Origin of the sequence: Ruminococcus sp. AM43-6 (assembly GCF_003461785.1) — a bacterium.
GTDB lineage: Bacteria > Bacillota > Clostridia > Oscillospirales > Ruminococcaceae > Hominimerdicola > Hominimerdicola aceti.
This window is the reverse complement of record NZ_QTXU01000007.1, coordinates 64,559-84,058: the sequence shown is the minus strand read 5'-3', so window position 1 is coordinate 84,058 and position 19,500 is coordinate 64,559. Positions and strand designations below refer to the sequence as shown.

Below are 19,500 nucleotides of genomic sequence, written 5' to 3'. Positions count from 1 at the left end.
GAGTAAAAAAGCGGAGGAACTTTATCGTCACCTCCGCTTTCACTTTGAATCCACTGGGTTCAAAGTTGCTTATTCAATTCCTTGCTTACCTCTGCCCTTAGCCTTGTCCTTGGGAGTTTTCGGCTTCTTAGCGAGCCTTGCAGCATCACGCTTCATCTTCGCCCTCTCAAAGTAGCAAGTCTTATTACGCTTCGGGGCATTCTTCTTTGCTTCGATAGCAGCCTGATTCAACTCATCGGTCAGGACTTTCAGCCTTTGCTCCTTAGTATCAAGCTCCTTCTGCTGAGGGAACGGCTCTGCTACGATCTTTTGGGCTTCCTCATGGTCAAGCCTGAGTTTTGCAAGGTCAGTCTGAGTACGCTCAATTCTGCTGTCAATGTTGTATAAGGCGGCTTCAAGTCGGTTCAGATTATGGGTAAAACTCTCAATCAGCTTCGTAGTATGCGAAGTGGCACCTTTAAGGCAAGCCGACATACCACCACCCATCATATTGCTGTTGACTGTAACAGTCAGGTCAAAACCTTGGAACGAACCGACCTTAACAGGCGTATCGGCATACTTTATAGCCAGTACAGCATCTTCGAGAGCCTTAGCTGCTTCTTTCCTGTCGGTGTATTTTGTCTCACCAACGGTGATCTTGAATACGGGCAGTTTTCTCTCAGGATCAATTGGAAGCTTGCGGAGTGCTTCACGGTCTGTATGGAGATCAGTAAGTATCGCAGTAAGTTTCTGTTCCTGTTCAGGGAACAGAGCGATCTTGTCCTCCATTTCAAATACCGTGTTGCGGTGTTCCGCAGCAAGTACCCTCAGTTCTTTCACTTCATTTTCAAGCATCAGCTTTTCTTTGATGCGCTCGTCACCCGTGCAGAGAGCTTTGATCTCCGAATATGTAAGAGCCTGCTGGTCTACATCTTCGCACTTTCTCGCAGGAGTTTTGCTCGTCATGATCTGAGAGATAAACTTCTGCTTATTCTCCAAAGTCTGATAGGAATAAGCGTCGAATGTGCCTTTGGTGACATAGCGGAAGATCTGTACCTGCTTGTTTTCATTGCCTTGACGGATAATTCTTCCGGCGCGCTGTTCCAGATCAGCCGGTCTCCACGGAATATCGAGGTCATGGACTGCGATAAGCCGTTTCTGTACGTTAGTACCCGTACCCATTTTTGCCGTAGAACCGAGCAGAACACGAATCTCACCATTACGGACTTTATCAAAAAGATCGGATTTCTGCTGTTCAGTTTTCGCATCGTGAATGTATGCAATTTCCTCCGCAGGGATACCCCTTGCGATCAGCTTGTCACGAATATCGTCATAAACGCAAAAATCGCATTCTTCCTCCAATGATTCAACCTCAGCAATAGATTTCTTATCTTTAGCATCGTCGGCATCTTCGCCCTCGGCCTCTGCTTCTCCTGTTGCCTTGTGCGGAACGCCCAAATCACAGAAGATGATCTGCGTGAGCCTGTCCTCAGCCGTTTCAGCGTGGATACGGGCAACATTCTCTACACAGCGGTTGAGCTTTGTATCGGGGTTATCTTCAAATGACGAATCAATCAGACGAGGATCAAGACCAAGCTTCCTACCGTCCGACGTGATCTTGAGCATATTGTCGATCGTGGGATCAACATTGCCTGCATTGATAGCATCAGCTCTGTCGGCAAGCTCTTGAACAAGCTCCTGCTGGAACGGAGTGGCTTCGACTTGAACCACCTGATATTCACAGTCAGGCACATCAAGTTTCAGCGTATCCGCAGTACGAATGTCAGCGACCTGCTTAAACATACTCATCAGTTCGGGCAGACCTGTATAATTGGCGATACGGGTACGCTCCTTGAAGCCATTGCCCGCAGGCTTTAACTCCCAATCGGTTTTCTGGTCTCCAAAGACTGCTACCCAGTTGTCAAAGTGCTGTAATCCGTGATTGTTCAGGAAGTCATACTCCAAATACCGCATCATGGTGTGAAGTTCTGTAATGCTGTTGCTGAGAGGCGTGCCGGTTGCGAAGATCACGCCCTTGCCGCCAGTCTTTTCATCGAGATAACGGCATTTGAGAAACAAATCGAGAGCTTTTTGAGAAGCGGAGTTGGAGATTCCGGCTACATTCTGCAATTTTGTTGCCACGAACAAATTCTTGAATTCTTGTGCTTCATCGACGAAAAGCCTGTCAATACCGAGCTGTTCAAAGGTAAGCGTATCGTCCTGATTAGCCTTTTCGAGCTTATCAAGCTGCTTTTGCAGACTTTTACGGGTACGCTCCATAGCCTTGATCTGAAACTTAGAGCCTTCGCTCTTTTTAAGCTCCTCGATACCACGGAGAATATCATCGATCTGGCTCTGGATCGTCATGACCTGTCTTTCCTTAGAAACAGGGATTTTACCGAGCTGAGAATGACCGATAATAACTGCATCGTAGTTTCCGGTAGCTATCTTAGCAAAGAGCTGCTGACGATTTGCTTTCTGAAAGTCCTTTTTGGTAGCAACAAGAATATTTGCTCCCGGATAGAGCTTCTGAAAATCGTCACCGATCTGCTCCGTCAGATGATTCGGCACGGCAAACAGGCTCTTAGTACACAAACCTAATCGCTTGCTTTCCATCGCCGTTGCGATCATTTCAAAGGTTTTGCCCGCACCCACGCAGTGTGCAAACAGCGTATTACCGCCAAACATCGCATGAACGATTGCGTTCTTTTGATGGTCGTGGAGCTTAATATCCGAAGTCATCATCGGGAAGGAAAGAGCCGAGCCATCGAACTCACGGGGACGGATACTGTTGAAAAGTTCGTTATACTTCTCTACGATAGCTTCACGGCGTTGCGGATCTTTGAATATCCACGCCTTGAAAGCTTTGCGAATATCATCGGCTTTACGCTGTACGACACGGGTAGCATCTATATCCACTACACGCTTTTCCTTTGTATCGCCCAAGCCGTCCGGAACCTCGATAGTCTTATATACCTTTGGCTCTTGCAGATTCAGCAAATGTTCAAAGATGTCATAAGCGTTTATCTTGTGAGAGCCGTATTTCTGCGTAGCAAGCACCGACCTGTCGGAAGACTTGTTGCTGACATGGAAAGAGTTAGCGTGAACCGAATACTCCACGCCGACAATAGCAGACTTGTTCCACCGAGCAGACGAACTGTCACTCCGCTGATACGCTGGTGTCTGCAACAGCTCATACATGAACTGTTCGTAATACTTCGGATCAAGCCAAGCTGCACCGAGCTTAATATCAATATCTCCTGCTTTCAGCGGTTCGGGCATAGCCTGTTTCAGTGCCGATACGTTGATATTGAAATCAGGATCGTACTCAGCGATCTCCTCAGCTTCACGAAGTTTCTTGCAAATATCGCCCGAAAGGTACTCCGAAGCCGTCTGATAACCGTTCTCCGTATGGGGTATCTTGAAAATCGCCCCTGTCAGGTCACGCTTCAGTTCGTCCTCCGTCATACTCGTCAATCCACTCATGTACGAAAAGTCAACCCTTGCCTTTTCCGCAACGGAGAGCGTGAGTGCTTCAAGTGCCGTGTCTACATGATCGACCGCTTTTGGCGGAACGATCGTTCTCTTTGTGAAAATATCGGACTTTGCAAGGAGTTTTGTCTTATCATAGCTCTTTTCAAGCCCTGCCACAAGGTTATATGACACATCTTCGCTGAAATACCGCTTATTCGTCTGAGAATGAATAATACCGTACTTCTTGTAGAAATCATCATACGCCACATTAAGCTTTGCCTGCAAATCCTTGATAACGCTGTCAGGCTTGTCAAGCTCCATAGCTTCGATCAGCTCACGGGTGAGGTCACGAAGCTCGATAAACGCCTTGAAACGCTTGTGCTGTGCTGTTCCCGTATCGAAACGGAACTCGCAGGCAGCGTTATTTTTCTTGAAGAACACCTGATCGTCAGACATAAAAAAGCTGTAATTACGCAGATTGGACGAAACCTGTACCTGAACGCCGTCAGCGGTCTTTGCATATACATCTCTGCCACGCTCATGACTGATCTCCGCCGAGAGTTTGCCGACTGCTTCATGGAGTGCCGATTTCAAGTCAAAGCCGTCCTCAGCCACCACCATAGTGCCTGAACCGTAGAGCTTGTTGCCCTCGACCACAGTGCCAAGCACCATATCAGGGTGCTGTTCAAAATATTTGTTGATCGGCAGACCGTCAGCCGTTTCACCAATATGTACCCAATCGGGAATATCGGACATTTCGGCAAGTGACTTGCCTTCGTGCTTTTTCAGGAAGATAATGTCCGTAGTGACTTCCGTGCCTGCATTATACTTGAAAGCACCATTCTTACCGCCCGGAAGTCTGATCGCACCGATGAAGTCAGCCTTGTCAGCCAACATTTGCCTTGTAGTCTCGTCACGCTTGTCAAGTGTGCCTGCCGAGGTCACAAATGCCATGATACCGCCGTCTTTGAGCTTTGAGAGAGCTTCTGCAAAGAAATAGTCATGCAGTTTCGTGGTATCATGGACGGTATCACGGAAACCAAGCTCACCGAACGGAACATTACCGACAGCCACATCAAAGCTGCCATTTTGAAAATGGTTCTTTTCAAAGCCCTGAATCGAAATATCTGCATCGGGATAGAGTGCATGAGCGATTCTGCCCGACAACGAGTCGATCTCTACGCCGTAGAGCTGAGAATTAGCTTGCATAGCTTCAGGCATACGTCCGAAAAAGTTTCCAATACCCATTGCTGGCTCTAATATGTTGCCGCCGTCAAAGCCAAAATTGCCGAGAGCTTCAAAAATTCCGTCGATAACTGTCGGGCTAGTGTAAAACGCATCATTTACCGTTGAACGTGCCTGAGCATATTCCTGCGGAGTCAGCAACTCGGAAAGCTCCTTATACTCTGTGGCCCACTTCTCATCGTTCTTATCAAAAGCCTTAGCCAAAGCACCCCAGCCTACATATTTCGACAAGATTTCTTTTTCCTCAGCCGTTGCAGGACGCTTTTCCGCTTCAAGCGTTTTCAGCGTTCTGATCGCATCGACATTGGCTCTGAACTTCATCTTAGCACCGCCGTCACCGAGGTTATCATCGGTGATCGTGAAGTTATCGCCCTTATCGGGAGTTGGTGCAGGCGTGGTGCTTTCTTCTGCAACAGGTTCATCAGCACTGACAGCCTCTGCTGTAATAGTCTCACGCTCCGGCTCTTTGGTACGCTCCAAGCCGTCAATAAAATGGAATGACATGAGCATATCGCCGTTGTCGAGCCGAGAGGTCAGCTCGCCGCCGTCGAAAGTCCAGTTCTTTGCACGGTCAAATTCCATGTGAATATCCTTGCCCGCAGGCTCTCCGTTTTCATTGAGCTTTCGGGAAGTAAAATCAACGGTGCTTACACCCGTAACGATTCTGCGTTCTCCTACGCACTCAGGACGGAGATGATCACTGATCTCAAACATCATGCCCGGCTTGATAGCCCTTTTGAGCTGAGACAGGTTCTTTACATCGGGAATATCGGGCTTTTCTGTTTCGGGTGTAACATCAGCAACAGGCTCAGGTTTCATATGTGCAGGCTGCTCCTTTTCAGGATCATTTCTGCCGATATACTCATACATTCCGCTGTTCAGAAGCTTATCATAGGAGATATTCTCCGTAATAACAAAGCCGCCGCTTTCTCTTGAGACAGTGCAATCGTCCGTATAGAACGGCAACGCACCTGTCAGCGATACAACCTCAGAAACCTCGCCAGTAATCTTGTGACGAAATTGGTCACCGACTTCCACAGTATCGTGTGAGGTACGTTCTTCAGCAGATTGCTCCGCTTTGAGTGTCGCCCTCTCTGCTTTCTGTTCAGCCGAAAGATAGGTATCGTCCTTGAGCCGTGCTTCGGTCATTGTCGCAACATTGTACCACGAATGACGGAACTTTTCGCCGTTCTCAAAGCTGAAAGTAATACCCTGTGAATTGTAGTCCACAAGCGAGATTTTCCCCTCACCGCTATGACCGCCCGTGCCGTACTCCTTTTTCAAAAAATCAGCCAACTGTTGTACAGTCGGGTGCTGTTCCTCATAGAAGTCCTGCACACGGAGCTTACCGTGAACGAATCCTGTACCACGGTCAATTTCTGCTGCGAGAGCTTCATAGACCTGAACACTGTCAACTACCGGACCTTTGGAAAACTCGGATTTGGATTTTTCCTTTTCAGTATTTGAAGCCGTCAGCGGTTCGGAATCGCCAAATAAAGAAAGCTGTTCGCCCTCAATATCGGGATTCTCCCAAAACGGCACATCATCTTGCTCATTTCGCTGAATTTCGTCAATGACTGTTTCATCGGTAAACAGAGGTTTATCAATAACCGCAGTATCCTCAACAGGTGTCTCCACCGCAGAAGCATCATTAACGCGCATAACACCCAGCTCATAAGCAAGCAAGTTAAGCTCTGACGTGTGATTCTCATAGGTATCAATTGAAATGATACACTCAGCGTTATCCACGATAACAGTCGCACCGAGGGAAAGTGCCTTGTCTTTGATCTCGTCAAGGCTTTCAGCATCACCCTTGTATTTCAGCGTGACCGCAGGCACATCATCGACAGGAGAAGAAATATCGGAAATATCGGCAGCATCGCTCATAAGGTCAACCGTCTGTTCGTCCTTGCCAGTATGACGCTCAATGACTTCATCGGGAACGGAAACGAGGTCGGAGAAGTCCAGTCCCATCAGACCGTTCTCGATCATCTGCTCGATACTGTCATACTGCTCCGTATTGTAAACCTCGCCGTCAAATTCATAGGTGATCTTATAGTCAATGAGGTCAGCCGTCACCTGAATGGGCAGCTCATCATCGGTCAGCGTGGTAAACGCAAGACCGACATTGTGAAGATTGGAGAAGTCAGCACCCTCACGGTATTCCGCTTCACAGAAATCATTGATAAGCCACTTTGCCTTATCAAGCGGAGTTTCAAAGGTGCGCTGAAAGTCCATGATCTCCACGGGCTTGTCAGGGTTATGCTCTATCATAGCCGTTTGCAGGAGCTTCGAAAAAGTGGAAAGCTCACGGTACGGCTCGATCTCCATTTTATCGCCACGGTTATAAATACCGCAGACAGGCTCACCGCCGTAAAACAGCTCTCCGACCTTTTCTCCGTCAGTAATAGCCAGTTTCCATGTACCGCCCTCAGTTTCCACAGATTCACAGTCCGTGCCGAAGAACTTATCGACCACCTGTTGCAGAGTTTGGAGCTTTTCAGCCTCACGCTTCGGAGGATTCAACTCAAATGCCTGTTCGATCAGGACGGTATATCCTGCTTCTCTCAACTTTGCAGAGTATTCGTCCTTGACATGATTGGGGAAACCAACCATAGGAGAACCGTTCTTTGACAGCATACGCAGTCCGAGGACTTCTGCACCGATCTCCGCATTTTTGCCGTACATCTCATAGAAGTCTCCGACCTTGCGGAGCGATACCGAACCTTTATCCTCCGGTTCTGCCTTTTCGGGAGAATCGACCGCAGACTTTTCAGCCTTAGACAGAATCTCAAAGCCCTTTTCCTCCATATCCTGCTGCCAGCCGTCATATGCAAGCACATCGGAAGTGCCGAGCAGAATACCGCCATAGTCGGGAGCATCAAGGTCTTTCATAGAAATGCTCTTTTCGCTGATCTTCTCGACCTCACGACGAGCTCCGTCATACATTATAATATCACCGACAACGAGATCGGCAACAGACGGCGCAGACTTTTCCTGTGTCCTTTCTTTTTCAAGGAAAAATTCGGGCATTTCCGTAAAGCCGAAACTGTCGCAATAATATGCCGTGTCCTTATCGTCCATGGAAATAACGATAACATCGGAAACCGATAGCGAATGACCACGAAAATCTTCGGGGTGATAGGTGTTGAACTGAGTAAAAATGCCCTCAATAGTTGCATTCCCTCTAAACTCTCCGACAATGCCCTCATATACAAGCTCATAATCGTCTTTATTGAGCTGTACGCCCTCTGCTTTCAGCCTGTCAAGCCCCTCAAAGCGGACACCGTGATACTTCTCACCGCCTGGGAGCTGATAGATCTGAAACTTACCCTGTGCCTTTTCCACATCATCAATGGTGCGGATAGGATTTTTCTCTTTGAAATCGTCAAGTATCTTATGTTCCTCAGCGGTAAGCGCAGAATGGGATTCCAGATAAGGAACAAGGACATTCAGCATATTTCGGGGAGTTTCCTTGCTTTCAGGTGTATTGTAGGGATAATTCGTCGAAGCTACGGCATTTTCACAGATAGTGCGGATATGGTCAATGAGACTTTCACCGCCCGAACCCTTGCCGTCACCGATATCAAACCTATTGGAGAAATTGAACTCCTGTCCGTCCACAACAGCCCTGATCTCAAAGTTTGTTTTCTTGTAGTAGCCTGCATTAAGGTCGGGGATCATACGCTCCTTATGCTGTTTATCGTCAAGATACTCCATAAGAGCATTTGCAAAGGCAAAGCTGATCTCGCCGTGTTCCTCCGCAAAGTCACTCAGCAGACCGCTTTCGGTAAACCAGCGGTCATTGCCGTCCTTAGAATAACCGAACTGAAATTCAAGGCTGTCTGGCTTTCTTTCAGGCTCGAAAGTAACATTATACTTTTCCTTTGCGATGATAGCAAAAGCGTTTTCGGTCTGAACTTCATCACCGAGAATATCATGGAGAGCCTTCTTGATACGGTTAAGTTTAGGCTGATTATCGCCAGCCTCCCAGCCGTGGAGTGCTGCACCGTCAAACGCTGTCAGAAGGTCAGCAATTTTTTCATCGGAAATATCGGGGATAGCATCGAGCATATCATCACGAACCCACCAGAAAGCAAGGTCATTGAACTCCTCATGGGTGCGGTCAAGAAATGCCTGCCCGATCTCCTCTAAGGAAACAAAGCGCTCCATACCACCGAATGAACAGTTGTAGCCGTCATCTGTCATCTCCAAATGCAGAGAGTGACGGAGATTTTCGGCATAATAATAGGTTCGGTCAGAGATCTTTCCGTCCTCAAAGACAAACTCTATCCTGTCTTTGTCAGCGATATTGTCAGAAGCGTGGATCATCAGACCGAGCGCAAGCTCACGGCGAATATCATCACCCTGATGATAACGCTCCGCAAGTGCATACAGCTCTTTTTCGGGCAGATGATAGCCGAAAGAAGAATTATCGCTGGGCTGGTGCTTTTCAAGATAACCCCGTTCAAACAGCGGATATGCCATGCTTTCCCAATCATCGGAGGACAAAGTATGCTCCGCAAGGAAACGGGCAAGGTCAGCCTTCGGAAACAGGACTTCTTCCTCAGTGGGAATTCTGTTTGCGTTCTCACGGTCAATGACCGTCTGCTTATGGGCAGTCAGGAAGTCTGCAACATCGGATTCCTGCAATGCATTATGCAGAATCTCATCATACGCTTGAATATCCTCAGCCGTGAAAGTTTCGTCAATACTGTCGATCTGTCCTCTTGTAACATCGCCCACGAACATTGCCGTAATAGCGGCCCTTTGTTCATCGGAAAAGTCGTGCTGAGAAAAGAAGTCCGAAAGCTCCATACTGCGGTCAAAGCTCGACTTTGCTTCAAGCATATCGGTCAGCTTGCTGTTTTCGCCGTATCGTTCAGCCGGTGTCTGAGCGATATATGCGTTCACAAGCGAAAGCATCTCACCGAACTGTGCTTCATCGTATCTGCTGTCAAAGAAATCAGCAAGGTCAAGCTTCATATCCTCAACGGCAAGACGGTGAACTACGTGTGAAAGTGCGATATTCTGCTCCATAGGCAGACCGAGGTCAGCCATTTTGCGAAGCATATTCGTCTCACGGACAGCGTTCTCCAAAGCTCTGTGAAATGCAAGAGCATTTTCCTTATCGACCGCAAATGCGACCTTTCCGTCACGGACAACAGCATGATAGCTCACATTTGTTTCGAGGAACGGCTTGACCTCTCTGAACTGCTCAGGTGTGAGCTTGCTCATATAATAATGAGTATCACGATTCGCACGATAGTCACGGTTGCCGACTTCCTGCGCCTTATCGGGACTTGCAAACTGCTTACGCATATTCACAACTTCGTCCCTGATGTTGCGGACAGCAAAGAGGTCAGCGTGACTTACAGTCAGCGTACCCTTGCCGGACGGATAGACTCTGCCCGAAAACTGCATACCACGCTTTGCCATGATCTCAGCCATTTTCAGCACAAGGTCACGATCTGCGGAGAGATACTCCTTGTTTGAGATATAACGATACTCCGCACTACCGAAGATGTTTTTTTCGGGCGGAGAATAAGGTCTGTTGGATTTTGTAATATTGACATTACCGAGGATATTTCTCAGCCAGTCGGTGTCTTTATCATTTACCGCCATACGAACAGTACCGTTCATTTCATAGGCATAGTAATTGATGCCCGATCTTTCAAGTGTATCTCGCACACGCTGAAAGTCTGCAAGATGCATTGATATCAGCGACTTATCTCTGTTGTCTGTCGCATTATTCCACATTTTGTTGCCGTATGTAATAATGTCAGCCACGCTGTTAACCTCCTTTGTCTTAGTCTCTTGTTCTACTTCTATCTGTTTTGGAATATCCCTGAGCATATCGTTCCAGTCTTTATATATATCGGGAGTAACGATACGCTTCATATCGGGATACTGCTCCTGCAAACGCCGAGCAAATTTGTTACCTGCCGTATCGTTATCGGAGCATAAAAACACATTCTCAGGAGCGATATTATGACGGAGCATCGTATCAAGGACGATACTCGGCTTCACACCCATCATGGAAACAAGCCTGCAATTATCAAGCTCTTTGCTGTGCATTTGCAGATAGGAAAGCATATCTATTGCCGATTCAAAGAAAAAAGCCTTTTCGCCAGTGCCGCATACTACCTCAAATCCGTGACCGCCAGCCGAGCCTGTTGCAATGCCTTTGAATTTATGCTCCGTTGATGTGCCGACCTTTTCCGCACCGATGACTTTGCCCCGATCGTCATAATACTTGAAAAGTACATTGCCTGTCTTTTCTTCCTGAGAGATAGTGCCTTTCTTTACAAGTGCGGAAAGCATATCATAGTCAAGTCTTCTGGTCTTGCACAGATACGCAAACACACGCCTGCAATTATCAGCTTCGGCAAGGGAAAGCCCTCTTGCCGTTTGCTGAACAGGTTTCGATTCGTATGTGCGGGACGGAGTATAGGTGCGGTCAACGTGTTCTCCGGTCAAAGCTTCGACGGCATCAAGAAAGGACATATCCATATATTCTCGGAGTAAGCCGATATTATCGCCGCCCTTATTTTCGCTGAACCTGAACCATTGACCACGTTCTCCCGGACCGTTATCCTTGATATGCAGGCTGTCATGTTCCTTCCACACATACTCTTTGCCGACCTTTTTCAGGTCAAAGCCGTGAGACATGAGGAACTGAGGAAGATTGACGAGGTTCGCCCTTTCTTTCTGCTCATCAGTAATTCTCATCTGTTATTCCAGCCCCTGATCATTTCTCTTTTTGGGTGTCTGCTGAGGTTTCTGCTGGCCTCGGCCGCTGATACGCTGGGCATCTCTCTGCATTTTGCCACGGGAAAAGAAAGCTTTTTTGGAATCCTTTTTTGCGACCGTGACCGCAGACTTCTCACCGCCGAACACAGCGGAATGTTCCACGCCCTTTGCGGTCAGCTCTGCCGACTTTTTCCGAGCCTGCCCCTCGTCAATACGCTGCGTAAAACGCTCCTGCTTTGGAAGTGACTTGAAAAAGTCCGGATTGACATACTCCACGGCTCTTTCGCCTTTGACAGCACTCTCAATCTGCTTGTATGCCTGAGCATTCGCCTTAGATACCGTGACCGCTACCGTGTCATTCTTGCGGACAACCGCAGAATACGGGATATTCTGCTTTTGCAGCTCTGCCACGATCTTCCGTGCAGTGCCGATAGGCTCAACACGGGTGTGCTTATCCTCCTTGCCAAGTGAAGCGTAGTATTCAGGGTTGATTGTCTCATACTTGCCCTTTTCGCCCTTACCGCCGTTCTCCTTTGCTGCTTCGGTATGTGCGATCTTTCCGATAGAAGCATACATCACATCATTCAGGGTTGGTACATCGGTCTTTGAAACGGTAATTCCGACCTTATCCTCACCCTTAGTAGCAGCGGAAAATTGTACGCCTGCCGACATAAGAGCCGACATGACCTCAACAGCCTGAATTTCCGTCATAGTCTCCACATGACGGTCATTTCGAGGCAATTCCTTGTAATAATCAGGGTTCACCTTGAAACCGCCGTCATCAGTCAAAACAGCATCACCCTTATCAAGCATATCCGACAGCCAGCTATCGACCTCAACTTCATCGTGCATATTGAGAAGCTCAAGCTGACTTTTCATTTTAGCAAGCTCCTCAACTGCATTATCTCTCATTTTCTGCGGAACAAATGGATTTTCTGCAAGGCTCTCCATAGACTTGATACCTTCCGCAAGCTCTGCCTTTGCTTTGTCAATGTCCTCCTTAGAGCCGTTGTTGATGATACCGTCGATTATGTTGTAATCATCTTCAAGCTGCATCTCCACATTGGCAAGGGGTTGAATATTCAACTGATCTGCAAGTTCAGCGACCTTAGAACGGTCAAGCGTTTCGACCTTCTGTGCCGCCTGAACAGCACTCTCAGCAAGTGTCGGCATATCAATATTGCCTTTCTGAACCATTTCACCGAGCTTATCTCCGGTCAGCTTCATAGAAGCATCGAGCTGATCATTGACCTGCTCCTCATAGTGTGTTTCAGGACAGGCAAGCTTCATGATCTTATCATCAAGTGCTGAAATACGCTCATTCACATCTTTGAGCTGTTCGGAGAGATTATATTTGTCAACAACACTTGTTGCAGGATCATTGTAAGTATCAAGGATTTTCTGCTTTTTCGCTTCAAGTGTTGCTTTTTTATCGCTCAGGCAATCAACAGTTGCACCATTCAACCTTGTCATTGCATTGGCAAAAGCTTCACGGCGTTCCTTGTTAAAGCCGATAGAAAAGCTCTTGATCGTATCGTTCAGAGCGATAACACGGTTGAGCTTGTGTTCGATACGGTCACGCTTTACTGTAAATTTGTCGATCTTCTTCCACCCCTGGTCGATCTTCTGCTGTCGCTCAGGAATCTTCTCCTCACGGATAGCCTGAATACGCTTCTCGTTAAGGGCAATAACAGCACCGATACCCGGCAAATTGCCGATCGTAGCTTTCAGCATACGGTTGGTATCTTCGAGCTTATCAGCCTTTGCGGAAAGAGCTTCGATCTTCGCTTTGTTGCGGTCGATCTTATCTGTCTGATTGGCGATTTTTTCATCAAGAGAGTCGATACGGCTCTGATGATGTTCTGCCTTTGCATTCAGCAGAGGAAGAAGTTTTCCCGACTTCTGAACGCTGGTTTCGTCCTGCTGCTGTTCCCGAGACTGAGCCTGTTTTCTTCTCAGTTCTTCCGCATCGACCGCAGGCTGGTCGGCGGTTCTCTTATCGTCATTATCCTTTACTGGCATAGGCTACCTCACTTTGTGTACTTCACGATGATGATAACCGCTGCGGTCACGGCGGTAACAACGGCACTTCCGATTACAATGATCTTCTTCATGGTCTGAACTTCCTTTCTCTTTCTTCGTTCTGAATGCTACGTTCCTCTTCACTCTGCTGTCTGCGACTGGCGATTTCAGCTAAGTGTTGATGTCTTTCTCTTGAAAAGTGCGAATGACTGTTACGGCGAAAATAATTGTCAAACAGCTCATTCAAAGTCGGAACTGTATCCGCCGCACGCTGTTCAGGAACAGTAGGTGCTTTCGCTTTTTCCTTGATTTTCTCATGTTCCTGAATATCCGACATCGTTCTGCCGTTCACGGAGATCACACGGTCAAGCTCACGCTGAAGCGTGGGAGTATCGCAAAGCCAAAAATCCACATAGGTCTTGCAGAGGGCAAGCTGGACCTCATCGGGACGGTTCTGCAGCGCACCGATCGTTGTGTTCAATAGTTCTGCGACTTCGCCCAAAAGCTGATAGTAACCGTCAGGTTCTCTGTATGCTTGCAATTCACGGAGCAATGCTTCATAGTTGCCGGACTCCGCTTTTGCGATAATATCCTCGACTTGTTCCTTGCAGCTGCCGTCATAGGTCAGCACCATTTCGGTTTCACCGTATCGGGCTGAAAAAGGAATACCGCTTTTGTCGAGGGCTACGCATATCTCCTGTGCCTTATCCGTATTAAAGCGGATAAACTCCTTGTTGGCGATAGAAGTAACATCTATGCCTGCGATATATGAAAACTCTGTCACGGTGCGATCATCTCCCTGATATGATCGATCAGGTCGGTGTTTGTGCTGTCGGCATCGTACTCCATTGTGTACGCACCGCAGATATTCTCCTGAATACGGCGAGGGAGTGGCCTCAGCTCACGCACAGGAACACCGATCAGCTTTGCAACATTGCCAAGCTCTGAAACTGCAAGTGCCTTGTTCACAAGGTCATAGAAACGCTCTGTTTGCGAGCTGTCCATCATGTACTCGTAAACGATAGTCTGCTGCGTATCGTAATCAAGGCTGCGAAGTGTCACAAGCAAAATGCCAGTTGATTTTGCAACCTCATCAAGCCCGATATATACCGAGCCTTTCTGCCACAGATCGTCCAGTGCTTCAAAGACTATCTTTTTGTCCTCGTCATTTCTGATAGCAACAGTTTCAAAAACTGCCGTCATACTGTTTTTGATTTCATCGTTCATAACGGAAATGCTGTCTTCGGAGACACCGAGGATCTTTGCGACTTCCGCAAGCTGGTTATTGTTCATAAAGAACACTCCTTTCTGGATTCAGCCCCGCAAGCGATTGACTTTTTCGGGGCGGTTTGTTATAATAGAGTAAATAAGTGATTGGGCGACTGCCCTACAAATCGGAAGTTGCGGAAGTGATGGTATATGGCAAAACATGAGTTTGGAATTATGATGAATACTCCTCGGCAGAGCGAGCGATATGACGAATATGAACCGTGGAAATACGAATGCATTTCTGTTGATAATAAAGATTTAGAAGGTGTTGTTGAAAGACTTTCATCCATTGACTTCTATTGGCATACACTTTCTGTTAAAGGCAAAGGGCTTGCATATTGTGGTGTTACACTTGTTCCGCCCTGTTCATTAAAGGCGTTTATTGATAGCATTGCTGATATTCCTGAATTGTGCGAATTAAAAAAACTGTTAAAAAAGGCATTGGACAAAAATAAATGGATTATTCATTACGGAATTTGATTGAGTAACAACTTCCAGTTTGGAGAATTAAAAAAAACGGAATTTACCTATTAAGACATATAAGCTCTTGACAACAAAGCTTCTATATAGTATAATCTAATAAACTACTATATAGGAGCTTTTGTATGGAAATGAATGGAGGATTTCTTGTCACCAAAATAAAACAACTTGGAGACCGGATTTTTGAGAAGATTCTCAGCGAAAAGAATATTGATGCGTTCAATGGAGCCCAGGGGCGCATTCTTTATGTGCTGTGGCAGGAGGATGGTATCTCAATCAGGTCACTCTCGACTAAATGCGGATTAGCGATAACATCTCTTACGACGATGCTGGAAAGAATGGAAAATCAAGGGCTGATAAGCCGTGTTCAGTCTGAAACGGACAAAAGGAAAACCCTTCTGTTTCTGACTGAGAAAGCACATGCCTTAAAGGGCGAGTACGATTCTGTATCTGATGAGATGGGCAGTGTTTACTACAAAGGTTTTTCAGAGGAAGAAATAACCCGGTTTGAGGAATGCCTCGACCGCATCAGAAAGAATCTTGAGGAGTGGCAGAAGTCATGAGTATTTGTATCAAAGATCAGATTCAGAACATGAATATCGTCATTGGCTGCACAGTGGGGTGTACATATTGCTATGCCCGCAACAACGTGAAACGCTGGCATATGATTGATGACTTCGCTGACCCTGAATTCTTTCCGGGTAAGCTCAAGATGATGGAAAAGAAACGTCCGCAAAACTTTCTTCTTACCGGCATGAGCGATCTCTCCGGATGGGAGCCGGAATGGAGAGACGAGGTATTTGCAAAGATCCGTGAAAATCCACAGCATCAGTTCCTGTTTCTGACCAAACGACCTGATCTGCTGGATTTTGATACCGATCTGGAAAACGCATGGTTTGGCGTTACGGTGACGAGGAAAGCCGAACTGTGGCGTATCGACGCCCTTCGGAAAAACGTCAGAGCAAAACATTACCATGTTACCTTTGAGCCGTTATTCGACGATCCCGGCACAGTTGACCTTTCCGGAATCAATTGGATCGTTGTCGGCACCATGACCGGAGCTCAGAGCAGGAAGATTCATACGGAGCCGGAATGGGCATGGTCTCTGACGGATCAGGCACACGCACTCGGCATTCCGGTGTTTATGAAGGAAGACCTTGTCCCTATCATAGGGAATGAAAATATGATTCAGGAAATGCCGGAGGAATTCAACAAAGTGTTGGAGGTGCAGAGATCATGGCAGAAGTAATCGATGGAATCCTCATTCGTGAGGTGGAAACAAAGAACATCATGACCAAGTCCAGTCTGCCGGTAGGCGGTTACTCGGTCAATCCTTATGTAGGCTGTACACATGCCTGCAAGTATTGCTATGCTTCTTTTATGAAGCGCTTTACCGGACACACGGAGGAATGGGGCACTTTCCTTGATGTGAAGCATTGGCCGGAAATTAAAAATCCGAAGAAATATGCCGGACAGCGTGTGGTTATCGGTTCTGTGACAGATGGCTACAATCCACAGGAGGAGCAATTCAGGAATACCAGAAAACTTCTGGAGCAGCTGATCGGCAGTGACGCAGATATTTTGATCTGCACAAAGTCTGATCTTGTGGTACGGGATATTGATCTGCTGAAGGACCTTGGACGAGTAACCGTTTCATGGTCGATCAACACACTGGATGAAAATTTCAAGAACGATATGGACTCTGCTTCGAGCATTGAGCGGCGCATCGCTGCTATGAAGCAGGTATATGATGCAGGTATCCGTACAGTCTGTTTCGTATCCCCGGTATTTCCCGGTATCACGGACTTTGAAGCGATCTTTGAGCGGGTAAAGGATCAGTGCGATCTGTTCTGGCTCGAAAATCTCAATCTTCGAGGCGGTTTCAAGAAGACGATTATGGATTATATCGCCGGAAAACATCCTGATCTTGTACCGCTTTACGATGAGATCTATAACAAGCATAACCGCAGCTACTTTGAAGCACTTGAAGTAAAAGCTGAGGAAATGGCTAAGAAGTATGATTGTCCCTTTGTGGATAATGAAATGCCTTATGGCAGAGTCCCGCAGGGGCATCCGGTGATCGTAGATTATTTCTATCATGAGGAAATCCGTGGGACAGAGAATACCGGAAAAAGAAATCGCTAACTTCCAGTTTGTAGAACTACACTCAAACAGCAAGGACACCCTTGCTGTTTTTTTTATTTACCCCTCTCCGTTTTCCACTGATAGTACATCTTCCCATTGTACGGATTCTCCACGGTCTCAGGGCGGACAATAGTCTTTTTGCCCTTAGAGGTGTAGCTTGTGGACTTGCCGTCAAGCAGTCCCTTGATCTGAGCATCGGAGAGAGATATCCCATACACTTTTGCGATATTCATACCGCATTTGCCCTTGCAGTACCAGCCGAATTTACCCTTGACTACATCTGCACCGCATTTCGGGCATTTGCCGATAGGCTCATGACCGCCGTCAGAAAGAGAAACTGACTTATCCACCGCACCGTATTTACGGCACATCTCAGCGATAAACTGCTGAATGCCCGACATGAACACCGTTTTGGGCAGGCTGCCGTGTTCGATCTGCTGTAACTTTGATTCCCATTCAGCCGTCAGTTTTGCGGACTTCACCTCATCGGGAACGACCTTGACAAGTTCCTTGCCTCTGTCTGTTGCCCTGAGTTGTTTGCCGACACGCTCCACATAACCGTTTTTCACAAGTGATTCAATGGTTGCGGCTCGTGTCGCAGGAGTACCGAGTCCCTTTTTCTCCGTGTCCTCGTCATAGTCCTCGTTTCCGGCTCTCTCCATAGCAGATAACAGCGTATCTTCCGTGTAGGGCTTCGGCGGAGAAGTGAAGTGTTCGCCCTTGCTTGCAGTTACAATGAAGGTCTGTCCCTCAGAAACCGCAGGCAGAGACTTTTCATCATTCTTTTTGTCGGATTGCTTTGCATAAGCTTTCCAACCCATATCAAGAATGGTTCTGCCTGTTGCCGTAAACTCCGTACCGTTGCAGATACCTGTCAGCTTGACCGCTTCATACTTGTGTGCCGGAGCCGTTGCACAGATGAGTTTTGTGGCGATCAGCGTGAGGATATTTTTCTCACCTGTCGGTAGTGAAGAAAGGTCAGCCGTTGAGATACCGCTTGTGGGGATAATTGCGTGATGTCCCGATACCTTACTGTTGTTGATGACCTTTGCAATATCGGGAGTATGGAAGATACCGAACCCGAAATAGGTATCACAGAGCTTTGCAACATCAAAAGCTGTCTGTGCCATATCATCGCTGAGATACTGGCTGTCGGTACGGGGATAAGTGACGAGCTTGCCCTCATAGAGCGACTGGGTATAGTCCAGTGTTTGCTGTGCCGTGTACCCGAAACCCTTGTTTGCTTCACGCTGTAAGGTTGTCAGGTCATACAGCTTCGGAGCTTTATCGGTCTTGACCTCACGCTTGACCGAGCTGATTGTGACCGTACAGCCGTCACAGGCAGAAACAAGCGTATCGGCGGCATTTTCATCGTCAATTCTTGCAGAAGAAAGAATGAACCCACCGCAGTTGAGGTCTGACGTGTAATACTTCTGCTTGATAAATCCATTGACCTCCGCATCACGCTGAACGATCATTGCAAGAGTAGGAGTCTGCACCCTGCCGATATTGAGCTTACCGCCATATCGGACAGAAAACAGCCGAGAGCCATTCATACCCACAAGCCAGTCAGCTCTGGCACGGGCATAGCCTGCATTGAAAAGATTATCGTATGCGGACATTGGCTTCATAATAGAAAGTGCCTTGCGTATAGCGGATTCTTCAAGAGAAGAAACCCACAGTCGCTTGACTGGCTTTTTGCAGTTCGCCATGTTATAGACATAGCGGAAAATGCACTCGCCCTCACGGTCAGCATCAGTCGCACAGATGATCTCTGTTACCTCATCCTTATTCATAAGGTTTTTCAGAAGATCGTACTGAGCCTTTGTGCTGTCCGTGACATGGAACAGCCAGCTGTCGGGGATCATAGGAAGCTGAGAAAAGCTCCACTTCTGTTCCCAACCGTTGCCATAGTCATTTGGGAACTTCAAGCCTACCAAATGACCGACACACCATGATACAATATAGCCGTTGCCCTCGGTGTAGCCTTTGTGTGCGGAGGAAGCTCCGACCACGGCACTGATTGCACGGCTTACACTTGGCTTTTCGCCAACGATCAAAATTGACATAAAATTTCTCCTTTCGATATATATCACTATTGACTTGTTAGGTCAAATGTGGTATAATATATTC

The 19,500-nt window shown here is 47.2% G+C and carries 9 protein-coding genes; 4 read left to right on the top strand and 5 right to left on the bottom strand.

The annotated features are described in order from the left end of the window. Positions 1-69 precede the first annotated feature (69 nt). The 4 genes from DW938_RS06200 to DW938_RS06185 all read right to left on the bottom strand — a co-directional run bounded on the left by DW938_RS06200 (position 70) and on the right by DW938_RS06185 (position 14,766). On the bottom strand, positions 70-11,430 hold the full coding sequence (locus DW938_RS06200) for a YodL domain-containing protein (protein ID WP_118124218.1): 11,361 nt from the start codon (positions 11,428-11,430) through the stop codon (positions 70-72). 3 nt (positions 11,431-11,433) lie between these two features. Continuing rightward, positions 11,434-13,473, bottom strand: a complete 2,040-nt coding sequence (locus DW938_RS06195) for a DUF4316 domain-containing protein (RefSeq protein ID WP_118124217.1) — start codon at positions 13,471-13,473, stop codon at positions 11,434-11,436. A gap of 88 nt (positions 13,474-13,561) precedes the next feature. Then, on the bottom strand, positions 13,562-14,257 hold the full coding sequence (locus tag DW938_RS06190) for a hypothetical protein (RefSeq protein ID WP_118124216.1): 696 nt from the start codon (positions 14,255-14,257) through the stop codon (positions 13,562-13,564). After that, positions 14,254-14,766, bottom strand: coding sequence for a hypothetical protein (locus tag DW938_RS06185; RefSeq protein WP_117923763.1), 513 nt, complete (start codon positions 14,764-14,766; stop codon positions 14,254-14,256). The genes DW938_RS06190 and DW938_RS06185 overlap by 4 nt, the downstream gene beginning before the upstream one ends. A gap of 126 nt (positions 14,767-14,892) precedes the next feature. Here DW938_RS06185 and DW938_RS06180 point away from each other — a divergent pair, with 126 nt between their 5' ends. The 4 genes from DW938_RS06180 (at position 14,893) to DW938_RS06165 (ending at position 17,367) form a co-directional block, all read left to right on the top strand. Continuing rightward, on the top strand, positions 14,893-15,222 hold the full coding sequence (locus DW938_RS06180) for a hypothetical protein (RefSeq protein WP_117923761.1): 330 nt from the start codon (positions 14,893-14,895) through the stop codon (positions 15,220-15,222). Positions 15,223-15,347: 125 nt separating this feature from the next. Further along, a complete protein-coding gene (locus DW938_RS06175) occupies positions 15,348-15,785 on the top strand; it encodes a radical SAM mobile pair system MarR family transcriptional regulator (RefSeq protein WP_038670739.1) in 438 nt (145 codons plus the stop codon). Beyond that, positions 15,782-16,471: a radical SAM mobile pair protein A gene (locus DW938_RS06170; RefSeq protein ID WP_118124215.1), complete on the top strand. Its 690-nt coding sequence runs from the start codon at positions 15,782-15,784 to the stop codon at positions 16,469-16,471. Before DW938_RS06175 ends, DW938_RS06170 begins: the two co-directional genes overlap by 4 nt. Beyond that, positions 16,459-17,367 carry a radical SAM mobile pair protein B gene (locus DW938_RS06165; RefSeq protein ID WP_038670735.1) on the top strand — a complete coding sequence of 303 codons (909 nt, stop codon included), beginning with the start codon at positions 16,459-16,461 and terminating at the stop codon, positions 17,365-17,367. The genes DW938_RS06170 and DW938_RS06165 overlap by 13 nt, the downstream gene beginning before the upstream one ends. Positions 17,368-17,420: 53 nt before the next feature. Here the strand turns inward: DW938_RS06165 and DW938_RS06160 are convergent, their stop codons facing one another. Further along, positions 17,421-19,436 (bottom strand): DNA topoisomerase 3, encoded by a 2,016-nt coding sequence (locus tag DW938_RS06160; RefSeq protein ID WP_118124214.1) that lies wholly within the window; start codon positions 19,434-19,436, stop codon positions 17,421-17,423. Positions 19,437-19,500: the final 64 nt, after the last annotated feature.